Below are 14131 nucleotides of genomic sequence, written 5' to 3'. Positions count from 1 at the left end.
GGAGCAGGCGTCGCTGCATGCAGCTCATTTTTTAACCGCACAACGAGAGATTCAGCACGTCCGGATTCGCCATATTCGTCAGGAGCATGGACCATCTCTTTTTCTTATTCATTGCAATTCCCTATACAATTATGAATATTCCAATTAAACGATTATTCGTCAACGTGTTCCATGACATCTGCGAAGGCTCCGGAAAGGAGCTTCTCCACCAGATCTGCGTCTGGCGCAAGATGGGACTGGAAGTGCCACACGTTTCTTCCAGGGATTGCCTGGGCACTCTTAACGAATTTTGTGAAATCATACCGCATGCCTGAATCCATTTCCATTCTTCCTGCTCTCATTAAACTGGGTGGATTTCAATATTGCGCCAACCATGGCAACATAGGAGATTTGCTTATTGACATCGCCACGCGGCAGTTTTTCCGTCGCCATCATCTGCCAGCGCAGGAAAAACCTCATCGGCATGTGGTGTATGGCGGTGGCGGAAGGTTCGTGTCCTTTTACGGTTCTCTGGATGAGCAGAAAGAGGAACTGACGGCCCGCTCAGTGGAACGGTGCATTATCCTCCCGCACAGCTTTTATCAGGTAGATTCTCTTATTCGTTCCTTTGATGAAAGGCACCTGGTCTTTTGCCGGGAACAGCGTTCCCTGGATTATTGCCTTTCGCTCAATGAGCGGGCGCAATTTCTCCCGGCGGACGACATGGCTCTTTACTTCTGCCCTAATTCCTTGCCGTCTTTTATCCTGGAAGAAAAGGGAACTCCCGCTTGTCCGGAACCATGGGCGGTTTCCCTCCTGGAAAAAATCCGGGAATCCGTGCAGGAATCTTCTTTCTGCGCATTCCGCGAAAATTACTGGCAGCAGGGGGCTTTTCTGCCGCGCCGGGGCAAGGAGAGCGCCCTGCCTGCGGAATTGATCCTGGGACGTGATATTTCCGATCTTTGGAATGGCTGGGGCGACGGTTCTGCCGAGCAGGCTTTTCTAATAGGGGGCCTTCTCTCTATTCTGAAGGAATTGGACATCGTCATTTCAGACCGCCTGCACATCTGCATTGCAGGTCTGCTTGCCGGATGCCGGGTATACTTCCTGGACAACAACTACGGAAAACTTTCCGGAGTTTATCGTCAATCCCTGTCCGATCATCCAAGAGCGAATCTCCTTCCTCACTCTGAACTTTCCGTACTTTTTCCCGAGATATTTTCCCTTGTCCGCGAATAGTCTGTTTCCGTCCATAAGCTCCTCTCCAGGGAAAAGGCATGGACAGGAGATGTGATTCAACCTATGCAGTGGAGTAGCGAATATTGTGATGAGGAACTTACTCTCGTCTATTACAATTATCGTCATTACAATTCAGCTGACGGCAGGTGGATCAATAGAGATCCTATTGCTGAAAAGATAGGGAATAATGTTTATAGAATGATTCTCAATAATCCGGTCAAGCTTGTTGATTTACTTGGTTTAATAGAAAGAGGTCCATTTGATGGAAAACATCCTACTGTCAAATCGTGTTCCTTTGGAGAGTGTTGTCAAGAGAATATAAAAAGATTTTTCCAATGGTTCACGGCATCCAAAACACGTCGTGAAAGAGATTTTACAGATTATTGGAGAAAGTATGGTACAAAAGAATCATGGGATAATCATCGTACGGAATTTTTGAAAGCTAGGTTAAATGCGGTGAACTGCACTAAGATTATTTCTATAAAATAATTAATAATAAATTCATTACGATACATCCTGAATTGGAAGTAGTACGTGAATGGATAGACGAAGTGGCGTTGCTTACTGATCCTGGACCATTTCAAGTTCTAATTTCGGATCCTGGGCCTGTGCAAGAACCGGTTGGCAGTGGATGGGATGCATTTTGGGAAGGTGCATTTGCAGGAGCGCTAGCTGCTCTCATTGGTGGACAATTGAGGCCCCAAATTGCATTACCGGAGGAAATCGGTACTGTCCCAATTGGTGCTATTGTAGGAGGAGTTATGGCTTTATAATAAAAAGAATTAATTAATGGCAAAGATTGAAAAAAACATGATTGAAGCTCTCCTTGCACGGCCAACAAGCAAGCAGGTACTGGCCTTTGAAGGAGTCTTTTTGGAAGATTTAAATGATTATGTGAAATGGGCAATTGATTCTTTACATAATTCCCTGGGCGAAGAAATGGACGAAGCCCTGCTTTTGTTGAGTTCGCATTTTGGAGAGCCTTCAATTAATTATTTTGAGTTGAAGGACGATCTCCGAGCATTTGCCTCAGCCGCCAGAATAATTCCTCCAAAAGGCAAGGATGCCGTTAGGCTTTATTGTCTTGGATGTCTTCAAGATGTTGTCTGTGGTTTGAAAGGAGGAGTAGAATCTGAAAAAGACATGCTTCAGCATTTATCAGATTTACTTGGAAACTATACAGGGGTGGATGAATTTGGATTGATTCCGGAAATGGAATACCATTGGTGGCATCTTCAACAAGGAGAATCCCATGACGATATTGTAGGAGATTTTTGCAGGGAAGCAGAAAGACTAGTTCATTTGTTGCATGTAAAATTACATCGCGAGGGCGAATATTGGAAAATTACAGTAGAATAATTTTTAATATAAAGTATGTAATTACTGATGATTTTATTTATAGATATAGTGTTCCGGAAAAAGTTTCAAAAATTATATCTATATAAACACACAAGTGTTTCTTCTGGAAATTATTGCATTCAGTTTTCTGCTTCTTAGCCGAGAGCTGTTAACTGATAAAAGAAAACCCTGAAAGCTTAATGCTTTCAGGGTTTATTTATTGGTACCGCCGGTGGGACTCGAACCCACACTCTTTTGGAACTCGATTTTGAGTCGAGCGCGTCTACCATTCCGCCACGACGGCACGTGAAGTGGAAGAATTAAGCGGCAAGAGGGCTGTGGAGTCAAGAATTTCCTGTGGAATGTGGGAAGCCTGCCGAAAAAACGGAGGGAATCCGCGGTGGATTCCCTCCGGAATGTTTCCGAATGGGAAGAACGTTTAGAACGAATAGCGCACGGTGGCGTTAACGCTCTGGTTGGTCATGTGTTCCCTCTGTTCCAGATGGTAGAAGGTTCCGGCGCTCCAGGCGCTGGAAATGACCCAGTTCAGCCCCGCATGGACGATCAGGGCGTGGCGTCCCGGATGGACGCCGTCTACCCGGAAGGGCGTGCCGAAGGCGTCCGTTTTCACGGAAGCGTTGCGGCGGGAGACGTCTCCGGCGTAGGCAACCGTCACCTGCGGCAGCAGGTACTGGCCCCTGCCGACGGTGATCTGCTTCTGCCAGGTGACGCCGGCGGGGATGCTCCAGTTCTGCACGGAGCCGTCCTGGTACCAGGCGGTGCCGGAACCGGAATGCTCCCCGAAGGAACCCTGGGAGCCGTGCAGGAATTCAATGCCTGCGAAGGGTTTCAGCACATCCGTGCTGCTCAGGCGGATGTTCCAGGTTCCCTTCAGGCCGAAGCCGTACACGTCATCGTTCCAGGAGGCGGTGGCGGGTCTGCCGCCCAGCGTGCCGTCCGCATCGTTGTCCATGCGGCCGTAGGTGAAGTAGCCGTCAATGTCCACGCTGTTTCCACGGAGCAGGTCGCGGTGGTAACGCTGGTAAAGGGCCAGCATCAGGCCGTCCTGGTTCGCCTTGAACTGCTTGTCCGTGGAGTGGAAGGAACCGAAGGTCTGGCCGAAGGCCGCACCGGATATCCAGTTTTTCGTCCAGGCGTAGTCCAGGCCTACGGCATAACCGCCGCCCTTGTAGTCAAAGCCGGAGGCTCCCGTGGCGGAGGAAACGTTCATGAAGTCCCCCAGCCCGGAGAACCAGATGTTGCGCCTGCCCGGTCCGCGGAAATCCAGTTGGGAAGCCGCCGTATGGGCGAAGCTGTCCACCACCCGGACGGAGGACCACAGCGTGTTGGCGATGCGGGAGGCTTCTTCTCCGCGCAGGGCTTTCACGGCGTTGATGTTGACCTTGCCGCTGAAGATCAGGTGCAGCCCGTCGCCGGAAACCGTGAAGCCGGTATCCGTGACCAGGTCCGTGCGGCCCTTCAGCGTGGGGTCGATGCTGGTCAGGTCCCACAGGGATCCGTCCGGATCAATGACCGTATCGGGGTCCAGGTTGACCAGGGACAGGGAGAAGCTTTGTTCCTTGCTGAAAAGCAGGTTGTCCCCGATGACCACATTGACGTGCGCTCCATCCACATGGTAGGAGGAAGAGACGTTCATTTGGGAATAGGTGTCCGCTCCGGTATGGGCGGCGTCCGCCGCCGCCGTTCCGTTCACGATGAACGTGAGTTCCTGCACTCCCCCCCACGCGTTCAGGCCGCCCTCATAGTTGTGGTAGCCTGCGGAGGAGCCGGAGCCGATCACGATTTCACTGCCGTAATAGGTAACCTCTCCCTTGAAGGCGCCGGAACCGGAGACGGTGGAACCGCTGTTGGTTTCCACGCCGGATAGAACGGTGGAGCCGTTCAGCACCAGATGCCCCGGATTAGCCGGATGGGCGAATGCCTCACCCAGGCGGATGCTCCCGCCTTCCACGCCCAGACTGGCGTCCCTGCCGTCCAGAACGAGGGTGGCGTTGTTGCTGATGACGACGTTTTCCGCCGCATAGGAACCCTTGGCGACAACCTTCACATCCTGTGCCGTGACGTTGAGGTTCGCGAAGGCGCCTCCGTCGGCGGCGGAGGCGCTGTAGCCTGCCGTGCCGGAGTGTTCCCAGTTCAGGGTCTGTTCCTTTTCATCCTTGCCCGCCAGCGTCAGTTGTCCGGAAGCGCCGCTGACGGTTCCGGAGGAAATGACGGCGTCCGACTGGCTCAAGTCAGCCTCCCCGCCTTCCAGCACGATGCCGTGCTCAGGCAGGTTTTCCCCGATGATGACCTTGGAGCCTTCACCCACATGGATGCTTTCTCCGGGGTTGACGACGATGGGGGCGCCTTCACCCAGGAATACCTGGCCCTGGAGGCGGTAGCTCATGCGGTAGTTTTCCAGTTGGAAGTTGTCCACCCTGGCTCCGTACATGGCGGTGATGCCGTTCTTGATCTGGTCCAGCGTGACGACCCAGGCGGAATCCGTGGCGTTGAGCACCGTGGCGCCTACCGTGGCGTTTTGCGCCAGGTCCAGATTTACGTTCAGGCCGTCAAAGCCCACTTCCAGGGCCGTTCCCGCCGCATTCTGCACCAGGGTCCCGTTGAGCAGCGTCATGCCTTCCGCAATGGTGAGCGTGCCGCTGCCGGAGATGGAGCCCTGGTTGTTGACGACGGCCCCGTCACGGAGTATCTGGGAGTTCCCGGTCAAGGTGACGGCAGAGCCGTGGCCCACGTTGACCCGGTTGAACAGGCCGGCGGCTTTTTCCGTGGAGATGGTCCAGTTCGCTTCGTTGTCCGCACTGCCCACGTTGAGCGTGACGGAGGAATGGTGAGTGGCCGTATCGGACTTGCTGGTGTTGACGGTTGTCCGCACCGTGTAGTCAAACAGTCCCGGAGCGGCTTCCGTTCCGGACAGCAGCGTAATGGTATCCACGGAGCCTTCCGCTCCGGAGCCGCCCAGTTCCCAGATGCCGCTGATGGAAGCTCCGGCGTGGACGGTGACGTTGTCCGCCGTGTTTTCCGTGGAGAAGCCGGAACCCGTATTGGACCCGCTGTACAGGGCATACCCCGTTGCTTCGTCCCCCGTCGCCGTTGCTTCAATGACGCCGGTGGAACCGATGGTCGTCGTGATGCCGGCTCCTCCCATCAGGGCCGCCGCCGTGCTGCCGGCAGTTGCCGCTCTGACGGTTCCGTTGATAGTGCCGGTGGTCAGGGAGAATTCCGCCAGCAGCCCGTAGGCTTCCGCAGCTCCCGTGGAGGAGGCGGAGATGAAACCGCTGATGTTTCCCACGGACAGGGAGCCCGTGGAACGTGCCCCGGCGGCCGTTCCGGCCATGGCTTCCGCCCGGATGGAGCCGCCCACATTGCCGATGGTAATATTGGAATGGGTCTGGTAACCCCCTTCTTCTCCGGCGAAGAGGCCGTAGGCGTCCATGCCGTTGGTCGTGGCGGTAACGCTTCCCGTTGCTCCCATGTCGCCCAGCGTGATGTTTTCCCTGGCTTCAATGCCGATGGCGGAAAAGTCCTCGCTTTCATCATTGGAGCCGGAGGCTGCGGTGATTTGACCGTCCAGCCGGGTAATGTTCACCTGCCCGTAGTTGGACTGGATGCCTCTGGCTCCGTAGCCGCCGGCCGTCGCCGCGGAAATGCTGCCGGTGGAGGAAAAGGTGCCGATGTTGACGTCCTTGTAGCGCGGGCCCTGGTAGTCCATGGTATTTCCGTAGGCATACAGTCCCCTCGCATAGTTTCCTGTTCCCAGGTCCACGGAGATTTTGCCGGCCATCGTTCCAATGTCCAGGCGCCCCTGATAGGCGTAAATGCCATTGGAGGAGAAATTGGCCGTGATGGAGATGAGGGCGTCTTCCGTGATCGTTCCGATGGAGAGTATTTTCCCGTAGCTCCGGATGCCGGTGGCATTCGTTCTGGCTGCGGAGATGTTGAATGTTCCTGCCAGGGTGCCGATGTCCACATTGACTCCGGAGGAGGTGTCAATGCCGAAGGCGTTGTTTGCCGTGGAGGAGACGTTGAATACGGCATCCCCGGCAATCGCGCCAATGCTGAGGGTGCCTGATTTTCCCCAGATTCCGCGCACGTTGCTGGAGCCTGTCACGTTGAATGTGGCGGAGACCGTTCCCAGGGCCGCATCTGAGGCGGTTCTGGCTACAGTGGCGTCATAAGCGCCGGCCAGGTCTTCCCTGGCAGTATCCTGGGCATGGACCGTTCCCAGCATGCCGAGGCAGGCCAGGGTCATAGCCACAGCCTGCATCCGGTGCCTGGCGTGGCACGGTGTTTTTTCAGGAGTGTTGAACATTCCGGACTTCAAGGAGGCCGGACCATCATAGTCTGCTCCGTTCAAGCGGAGCGTGTTGGATGAATGCATGTGTATGGTCTGAATGCCGGAATACTCGCCGGCGGTTCATAAAATACTTCGGGGCTGGCGATCTGGCTCATTGCAGGTTTTTAAGCCGTGCAATATACAGTGGCGGTACCGCTCCGGATTCACACCGGATTCCCCATCTATTTCCTGCCCGTACCACGGGCTTCCCGGAAGCGCCTCCCGTAAATCATGAAGGCCCGGCCAACATACCACAGGGGCACGGAACGGTCAATCTCCGGCGCATTTCTTTATGTGAAAATGCGCAGACCGTTGAAATTCAAATCTTTTTTGCCTTCGCCCAGTTACATGGAGGGGAACCGTCCCTGGACGTCCTAACGTTTTTTCACGGTCAGGGGAAGCCCTGCCACCATGAAGTAAACTTCGTCCGCGCTTTTGGCTAGAAGCTGGTTGGCGATGCCAAGCCCGTCGCAGTAGTGGCGCGTTTCCGCGTCCGCCTGGCTGATGCCCATGCCGGTTTCAGAGGAGACCAGAACCCAGGGCACGGGGGATTGGGGGATAAGTTCCTTCAAGGCCTCTATTTCCTCAATCAGCGCTTCCTGGAACGGCTCGTAGTCCGTAGGGTCCTTCTGGGCGTACAGGGTATTGGAGGCGAGCAGGGTGACGCATTCCAGAATGACGCCGTCCACCTGATCCAGCAGGCCGGATTCCCGGACGGCGGCGGCCACATGGCGGGGGCATTCCAGCGTAAGCCAGCTTGCCGGGCGCCGTTCCCGGTGCTTGCGCACGCGGTATTCCATGGATCCGGCTCCGGGCCACACCTCCGCCGTGGCGACGTACAGGATTTTTTCCCCGAATCCGGCGGCTATCTGTTCGGCGTATTGGCTTTTGCCGCTTCTGATGCCGCCCAGGACGAGCGTCATGCGTGCAGGATTGGCGTCAGTGTTTGGAGATGTAGCGTTCATGGGATTCCAGCATGGCCTGGTGGGAGTTCAGAAAGTCGTCCAGGCTGAAGACTTCCAGAGTGATGAGGGGGGAGAAACGGATGTCCCACATGGGGTGGAGGATGGCGTCCAGCGTGGCGGCGGCCATGTGGTGCAGGGATTTGTGGTCCCGTTTTTCCAGCCCGTGCAGGTGGCACATGCGTATGTCCGGCAGCCAGAGCGGCAGCAGTTCTTCCGGCCGCAGGCCTTCCTTCCAGACATGGCCTATGTCAAAGCAGCGGGAATGGGGCGTGGCGGAGACCAGCTTGTCCAGGTAGTCGGTCGGGTGGCGTTCCAGGTTTTCCAGGGCCAGGCATTCCGGAGCGGGCAGATGGGGCGTGATTTGCTCCAGGCTGCGGAGGATGCGTTCCGTTTCACGCTCCGTAAGATGGGGGCGCATGTCCGGGCCGGGAATGTGGTCCGTAACCACGTGCATGACCCACGTGTGGGGCTCCAGTTCCCGGGTCAGGTCAATGGCGCGGATGATGTTTTCCGTGTAGCGGCGCCCTGATTCCTCCGTGGCGAAGCCGCCGTCCGTGGGCAGGTGGACGTTCCACTTGACCCCGGCGTCCGCGGCGATTCCGGCCAGCTCCCGGATTTCCGCCGGGGTAATGAGTCCCTCCCCGTGGTCTCCGGCTTCCAGCAGGAGCAGGGCGATGTCATCCGCGTAATGGACGCATTCCCTGATGGCGGGGACGTAGTAGTCCGGGATGATGAAGGAGGTGCAGCCGATGTTGAGGCCCGGGACGCGGCATTTGTGCGGAGTTTTCATAAGGTGCAGAAGGTGAGCAGGACGAGCCATTCCGTGCATTCCACGGTGCAACCGAACACGTCCCCGGTGACGCCTCCCAGGCGGCGGCGGGCATACAGGAGCAGGGCCGTGGAACCGGCCAGGGCCGTGAGCAGGGCGTACAGCCCGTGCCACCCTGCCAGCGCGCAGGCAGCCAGGGTGACGGCGGCGGCTATCAGGGCGTGGACGGGGCGCGTCCCCTGCTTGAAGGCTTCCCCCATGCCGCCGGGGCGCGCGCCCGGAAAGCGCATGGCGATGAAGATCTGGCTGCGCGCCAGCAGCCCGGCCAGCGCGCACGCCGTGAGCAGCAGCTCCCATGAACCGAAGGCCGCCAATGCTGCCAGCGCGGCGCCCTTGAAGGCCAGGTTGAAGAACAGGGCCGTGCCGCCGAAGGTACCCAGGCGGGAGTCTTTCATGATTTCCAGCCTGCGTTCCCTCGGCACTTCCACGGGCAGTCCGTCCCCGCAGTCCGCCACTCCGTCCAGATGCAGGCCGCCCGTGATGGCTACCCAGCAGGCGCAGCCGATGACGCCGCAGACCAGCGGGGGGAAGAGCAGGGTAGCCGCCCAGGTCAGGCCGCCTGCCAGCCCCCCCACGACAAGGCCGACCAGCGGGAGCCATGCGGAGATGCCGTTCAGGTCGTTTTGCAGCGGCCACGGGCCTACGGGCAGCCGGGTCAGGAAGCCGAAGGCGGAGCGGATGGTGGTAATGACGGCCATGGTGCAGGGAAAGGGAATATTTAGCGCGGAACGGTGATGTCCAGTTCCGGCAGGGTTTTCATTTCAGACAGCACGCGCGTGGCGGCATCCAGCAGCGGAAAGAACAGCGCCGCCCCCGTGCCTTCCCCCAGGCAGAGGCCCAGGTCCATGTACATGGTGACGCCGATGTGGTCCATAATGAGCTTGTGCCCCGGTTCCGCGGAGTTGTGGGAGCCGATGAAGTACTGAGCCGCTTCCGGCCGGATGCCCTGGGCGATGGCTGCCGCCGCCCCGGCAATGAAGCCGTCAATGACGATGGGGACGCGCAGGGAGGCCGCGCCCAGCATCAGCCCGGCCATGGCTCCTATTTCCGGTCCTCCTACCTTCGCCAGCACGTCGATGGCGTCGGAGGGGTCGGGCTTGTTCAGGGCGATTCCCTGTTCGATGAGCTCTATTTTTTTACGGATGACTTCCCCCTTGACGCCGGAGCCGCGCCCCGTCACGGTTTCCACCGGGGTGCCCGTGAGCACGGCCACGATGGCGGAGGAGGGCGTCGTGTTGCCGATGCCCATTTCTCCGGCGGCCACGATGTCCAGCCCCCTGGCTTTTTCCTCCCGGGCCATGTCGATGCCCACTTGCAGGCATTCCAGTGCCTGTTCCCTTGTCATGGCCGGGCCCCTGCTGAAATCGCTGGCTCCGTGCATGACCTTTCTTTTCACCAGCCCCGGCAGGTCGCCGAAGTCGTAATTCACGCCCACGTCCACCACGGAGAGGCGGGCTCCCGCGTTGCGCGTGAAGGCGTTGATGGTGCCGCCGCCTTGAAGGAAGTTGCGGGTCTGAATGTAAGTGACGTCCGTGGACGTCAGGCTGAGGCCGTGGTCGGCAATGTGGTGGTCCGCGGCGAAGAGGACCACGGCCTTGTCCTTCAGGCGCGGCGCGGGATTGCCGGTCATGGCGGCAATCTGGATGGCTACGGGTTCCAGCTTCCCCAGCGCGAGGGGGGGCTTGGCCAGTATTTTCTGATGTTCCAGGGCGGTTTTGGCGGCCTGTTCGTCCAGCGGGGGAATATGCAGTTTGTTCATGATGGTCAGAAGCGGGGAATGAAGAAAAGGATGAGGGAGAAGATCAGCGTGCCCGCGGCGGCGGTCACCCACATGAGGCGTATGGCCAGGGCCAGGTCACTGACGGCGGCTTCCGTGCGCCCGGTTCCTATCCACGGGTAGTCCGCAGGAACCCCCTTGTAGGAGACCGGACCGCCGATGCGGAGGCCCAGCGCGCCCGCGAAGGCCGCCTCGCTCCAGGCGGAGTTTGGGCTGGCATGGGCGCGGCGGAAGGTCCAGCCCGTGGTGAATGCCCTCCGGGCGGAGGTTCCCTTCACGAAGAGGGCCGCCAGGGAGATGCACGGCAGGATGAGGCGCGCGGGGATAAAGTTGAGCGCATCGTCCGTGCGTGCGGCAAAGGTGCCGAAATGTCTGTACTGGTCGTTCTTCTTTCCCCACATGGCATCCAGGATGTTGAAAACGCGGTGCGTCAGCGCGGCGAAGGCCGCCCCGGAGGCGCCCCCTGCCAAGCAGCCTGCCGCAGCCCAGAACAAGGTGGAAAAGACGCCGTCCGTCAGATTTTCCGCCACGCTTTCAATGGCCGCCCTGGCCATGCCGTGACGGTCCAGCCGTTCCGTGTCCCTCCCTACGATCATGGAAACGGCGTGCCGCGCCTCGCCGTCCTTCCCGCTGCGCAGGGCGTTCGCCACCCGCAGCGCATGTTCCGCCAGGCCGCGCGGGGCCATGCAGATGTAAATGACCAGAACGGCCGGAATCCAGGGAATCCACGGGGAGGGGAAGACGGAAAAGGGAAGGCAGAATACCGCGCAGGCAAGCCATGCGGCGGCGCAGGTTCCTAAAGCCGCCGCCGTTCCCGCCGTAAAAGTCCCTCCCCACAGCCGCCGTGCCAGGGTTTCCGCGCGGCGCGCGCACCAGCCGATCAGGCAGACGGGATGGAACCTGTTGGGCGGATCCCCCGCCAGAATATCCAGCAGAAGGGCCGCAGGCAGGATGAACGGGCACGGAAGCATGGGTCAGCGTTTCAGTTGAAGAATACGGTAGATGGCCTTGAGGTCCAGATGCTCCCGGACTACGTCCGCCAGGCGGTCCAGCGCGCCGTCCAGGTCATAGGAGGCGTGCAGGGATGGATTGGGGGACAAACCGGAATCCACTCTGACCATGTTGATGAACGCGCGGCGGAACTCGTCGCCGTCCAGAATGCCGTGCAGGTACGTGGCCCAGATTCGGCCTTTGCCGTAGCCGCAGGGGGAGCCGTCTTCCCGGAACATGATGGGGACGCTCGCTCCCTCATGGCGGGTGACGCCGTGGTGGATTTCATAGCCCGCCGCGGGAGGGGCCAGCGGCGTGCTTGCCCGGCGCACGTTGAGCAGGGTTTTGGCGGCGGCGAAAGTGGTGGAAAGCTCCAGCAGGCCAAGCCCCGGCGTCCGTTCCTCCGCGGATTCCATGTGCAGCGGGTCCAGAATGTCCGTTCCCAGCATTTGCAGGCCGCCGCAGACGCCCAGCATCCACTTTCCCTGTTCAGCGTGCCGGCGGATGGGTTCTTCCAGCCCTGCGGCGCGCAGTCCGGCCAGGTCCGCCGCCACGCTCTTGGTGCCGGGCAGGATGACCAGGTCCGGGTTCCCCCATTCCTCCCGTGTCCGCACCTGGCGGAGGCGAACGTCCGGCTCCGCCGCCAGCGGGGCGAAGTCCGTGAAGTTGGAGACGTGGGCGGGCATCACTACGGCCACGTCCAGGCAGTCCGCGTGCCTGGCTTGCTCGTCCTGTTCAAAGGGCAGAGCGGCCCGGTCCTCTTCCGGAATGCTGATGTTCCGTATCATCGGGATGACGCCCAGCACGGGCCTGCCCGTACGGTCCAGCATGTAGCTGTGCGCCGGGGCCAGCAGCTCCGGGTCTCCGCGGAACTTGTTGACCACAAAGCCCGCCAGCAGCTCTTTTTCCCAGGGGGCGAACGTCATCCACGTCCCCAGGAAGGAGGCGTACACGCCGCCCCGGTCAATGTCCCCGGTGAGCAGAACTTTGGCGCGCGCATAGCGGGCCATGTTCATGTTCACCACGTCTGCGGATTTCAGGTTGATTTCTCCGGGGCTTCCGGCCCCTTCCAGGCAGAGGACGTCATACTCGTCCGCCAGGGAATCGTACGCCCGGCGCACGTCCGGCCAGAAGCGCCTTTTGGCCGTAAAATATTCCCGCGCCTCCATGTGGCCCACGGCGCGCCCCATCACGATCACCTGGGAGCCGGTGTTGGAATGGGGCTTGAGCAGGATGGGATTCATCCTGGCATCCGGGTCGATGCGGCAGGCCTGGGCCTGCACCATCTGGGCGCGGCCCATTTCCTCCCCCAGCGCGGTTACGCCGGAGTTGAGGGCCATGTTCTGCGCCTTGAACGGGGCCACCCGGTGGCCGTCCTGAAGAAAAATGCGGCACAGGGCCGCCGTGAGCACGCTTTTTCCAGCATCGGAGCAGGTGCCCTGAATCATCAGGGCCGGTTTGGGCAGTTTGCGGAGAATGGCGGGGCCGCCTCCCTTCAGCTCGGCCCGCAGGGCCTCTGCCAGCAGGGCGTGTTCTTCCGGCGTGCGGACGCCTGCACGGAACCAGCCGCCGTTTTCCAGCCCCGGATAATTGGAGCAGTCGCGCAGCGCGATGCCGTGGTTTTTCAGGAGCCGGGCGGCCAGGCCGGAAGGCGCCCCCGCCAGACGGAAGAGCAGGAAGTTGGCCCCGGACGGCAGCACGGCGGCGCCCGGCAGGGCAGAAAGCCTGCGGAACAGGTCTTCCCGGCGTTCCCGGTTCAGGGCGCGTTCCCCGTCCGCCCATGAAGGCGGCTGTTCCAGCACGGCCCGCGCCGCAGCCGCCGCAAAGGCGTTCACGTTCCACGCGGGCAGGGACTGCCTCAGCCGTTCCGCCAGCGGAGCGGCGCAGACGGAAAAGCCGCACCGGACGCCGGCCATGCCGTAAAATTTGGTCAGGGAACGCAGGACCACCAGGTTGGGCAGAAGGGCCGCGTCACGGAGAAGCGATTCCGTTCCGTCCGCATAATCAATGAAGGATTCGTCAATAATCCAGATGACTCCGGGGCGGTCCCGCACGGCCTGGCGCAGGGCCGGAACGTCCAGCAGGCCGCCGGACGGATTACAGGGATTCGCCAGGAAAACGGCGCTTCCGCCTGCGGCCTGTTCCGCCGTCAGGAGGGGAGACGGAATGAAGGAATTCCGTTCCTCCGTCCGGATGGAAAGAACGTCCGTGCCATGGCGCAGGCAGGCCAGCCTGTATTCGGAAAAAGCGGGTTCCGGAATAACGGCCCGTTTCAATTCCAGCGCGCGCGGGAGGGCGTGAATCAGTTCGTTGGCTCCGTTGCCGAAGGTGAAGCAACCGGAAGGCAGCCCGTAATGAACCGCTGCCAGTTCCCGCAGCTCCGCCATGTCCGGGGAGGGGTAGGGAACGGCTGCATCCATGGCCTTCCACAGCGCGGAGGCAATGAACTCCGGCATTCCCTCCGGCCTCAGGTTGACGCTGAAATCCAGAATCTCCCGTTCGGGCCGTCCGGCGTCCGCCGCCAGGGATTTTAAATCTCCTCCGTGTGAAAAACTGTTCATGCCGTAGTAGTAGAGACCGGAATTCCGGACGTCCGCGCGTGCCGGGAAAAGGAAGGAAACGCCTTGAAGAGACGGTTTTTCCGGGAGTTGGGAACTCCG

Annotated in this window: 12 protein-coding genes, 1 tRNA gene and 1 riboswitch; of the genes, 5 read left to right on the top strand and 8 right to left on the bottom strand. The window is 59.7% G+C overall.

Annotation, left to right across the window (positions count from 1 at the left end):
• The first annotated feature begins 131 nt into the window (after positions 1 to 131).
• Genes HJW02_RS00395 through HJW02_RS00375 form a run of 5 tightly spaced genes read left to right on the top strand, consistent with a single transcriptional unit; the run spans position 132 to position 2577 of the window.
• Positions 132 to 314, top strand: a complete 183-nt coding sequence (locus tag HJW02_RS00395) for a hypothetical protein (RefSeq protein ID WP_146018123.1) — start codon at positions 132 to 134, stop codon at positions 312 to 314.
• Positions 307 to 1218: a polysaccharide pyruvyl transferase family protein gene (locus HJW02_RS00390; protein WP_146018122.1), complete on the top strand. Its 912-nt coding sequence runs from the start codon at positions 307 to 309 to the stop codon at positions 1216 to 1218. The genes HJW02_RS00395 and HJW02_RS00390 overlap by 8 nt, the downstream gene beginning before the upstream one ends.
• 51 nt (positions 1219 to 1269) lie before the next feature.
• The gene (locus HJW02_RS00385; protein ID WP_146018121.1) at positions 1270 to 1707 is read left to right on the top strand and encodes an RHS repeat-associated core domain-containing protein; all 438 of its coding nucleotides are present in this window, start codon (positions 1270 to 1272) and stop codon (positions 1705 to 1707) included.
• A gap of 32 nt (positions 1708 to 1739) precedes the next feature.
• Positions 1740 to 1991 carry a hypothetical protein gene (locus HJW02_RS00380; RefSeq protein ID WP_146019640.1) on the top strand — a complete coding sequence of 84 codons (252 nt, stop codon included), beginning with the start codon at positions 1740 to 1742 and terminating at the stop codon, positions 1989 to 1991.
• Between the two features lie 16 nt (positions 1992 to 2007).
• Positions 2008 to 2577, top strand: coding sequence for a hypothetical protein (locus HJW02_RS00375; RefSeq protein WP_102721816.1), 570 nt, complete (start codon positions 2008 to 2010; stop codon positions 2575 to 2577).
• Positions 2578 to 2777: 200 nt separating this feature from the next.
• Here HJW02_RS00375 and HJW02_RS00370 read toward each other — a convergent pair.
• From HJW02_RS00370 to HJW02_RS00335, 8 genes are all read right to left on the bottom strand, one after another.
• A tRNA-Leu gene (locus HJW02_RS00370) sits at positions 2778 to 2860 on the bottom strand.
• Between the two features lie 135 nt (positions 2861 to 2995).
• Positions 2996 to 6886, bottom strand: a complete 3891-nt coding sequence (locus HJW02_RS00365; RefSeq protein WP_180970935.1) for an autotransporter outer membrane beta-barrel domain-containing protein — start codon at positions 6884 to 6886, stop codon at positions 2996 to 2998.
• A 103-nt stretch (positions 6887 to 6989) separates the two neighbouring features.
• A riboswitch (cobalamin riboswitch) is annotated at positions 6990 to 7128 on the bottom strand.
• Positions 7129 to 7284: 156 nt separating this feature from the next.
• Positions 7285 to 7875, bottom strand: coding sequence for a bifunctional adenosylcobinamide kinase/adenosylcobinamide-phosphate guanylyltransferase (locus HJW02_RS00360; protein ID WP_102721814.1), 591 nt, complete (start codon positions 7873 to 7875; stop codon positions 7285 to 7287).
• Positions 7850 to 8665 (bottom strand): cobamide remodeling phosphodiesterase CbiR, encoded by an 816-nt coding sequence (cbiR, locus tag HJW02_RS00355; RefSeq protein ID WP_180970934.1) that lies wholly within the window; start codon positions 8663 to 8665, stop codon positions 7850 to 7852. Before cbiR ends, HJW02_RS00360 begins: the two co-directional genes overlap by 26 nt.
• A complete protein-coding gene (gene cobS / locus HJW02_RS00350; protein ID WP_102721812.1) occupies positions 8662 to 9402 on the bottom strand; it encodes an adenosylcobinamide-GDP ribazoletransferase in 741 nt (246 codons plus the stop codon). Before cobS ends, cbiR begins: the two co-directional genes overlap by 4 nt.
• Before the next feature lie 20 nt (positions 9403 to 9422).
• On the bottom strand, positions 9423 to 10463 hold the full coding sequence (cobT, locus tag HJW02_RS00345) for a nicotinate-nucleotide--dimethylbenzimidazole phosphoribosyltransferase (RefSeq protein ID WP_102721811.1): 1041 nt from the start codon (positions 10461 to 10463) through the stop codon (positions 9423 to 9425).
• A 5-nt stretch (positions 10464 to 10468) separates the two neighbouring features.
• Entirely contained in the window at positions 10469 to 11452 is a 984-nt protein-coding gene (cbiB, locus tag HJW02_RS00340; RefSeq protein WP_102721810.1) for an adenosylcobinamide-phosphate synthase CbiB, read from the bottom strand.
• A 3-nt stretch (positions 11453 to 11455) separates the two neighbouring features.
• Positions 11456 to 14032 (bottom strand): cobyric acid synthase, encoded by a 2577-nt coding sequence (locus HJW02_RS00335; RefSeq protein WP_102721809.1) that lies wholly within the window; start codon positions 14030 to 14032, stop codon positions 11456 to 11458.
• Positions 14033 to 14131: the final 99 nt, after the last annotated feature.

It is taken from the genome of Akkermansia sp. GGCC_0220, assembly GCF_017566105.1.
In the GTDB taxonomy this organism is placed as follows: domain Bacteria; phylum Verrucomicrobiota; class Verrucomicrobiia; order Verrucomicrobiales; family Akkermansiaceae; genus Akkermansia; species Akkermansia massiliensis.
The sequence above is the reverse complement of the archived record's forward strand: the minus strand, read 5'-3'. Positions and strand labels throughout refer to the sequence as shown.

Coding starts and splice junctions, on each gene's coding strand:
- HJW02_RS00395 (WP_146018123.1), top strand. CDS start 132: ATGAATATTCCAATTAAACGATTATTCGTCAACGTGTTCCATGACATC.
- HJW02_RS00390 (WP_146018122.1), top strand. CDS start 307: ATGCCTGAATCCATTTCCATTCTTCCTGCTCTCATTAAACTGGGTGGA.
- HJW02_RS00375 (WP_102721816.1), top strand. CDS start 2,008: ATGGCAAAGATTGAAAAAAACATGATTGAAGCTCTCCTTGCACGGCCA.
- HJW02_RS00365 (WP_180970935.1), bottom strand. CDS start 6,886: ATGTTCAACACTCCTGAAAAAACACCGTGCCACGCCAGGCACCGGATG.
- HJW02_RS00360 (WP_102721814.1), bottom strand. CDS start 7,875: ATGAACGCTACATCTCCAAACACTGACGCCAATCCTGCACGCATGACG.
- cbiR (WP_180970934.1), bottom strand. CDS start 8,665: ATGAAAACTCCGCACAAATGCCGCGTCCCGGGCCTCAACATCGGCTGC.
- cobS (WP_102721812.1), bottom strand. CDS start 9,402: ATGGCCGTCATTACCACCATCCGCTCCGCCTTCGGCTTCCTGACCCGG.
- cobT (WP_102721811.1), bottom strand. CDS start 10,463: ATGAACAAACTGCATATTCCCCCGCTGGACGAACAGGCCGCCAAAACC.
- cbiB (WP_102721810.1), bottom strand. CDS start 11,452: ATGCTTCCGTGCCCGTTCATCCTGCCTGCGGCCCTTCTGCTGGATATT.
- HJW02_RS00335 (WP_102721809.1), bottom strand. CDS start 14,032: ATGAACAGTTTTTCACACGGAGGAGATTTAAAATCCCTGGCGGCGGAC.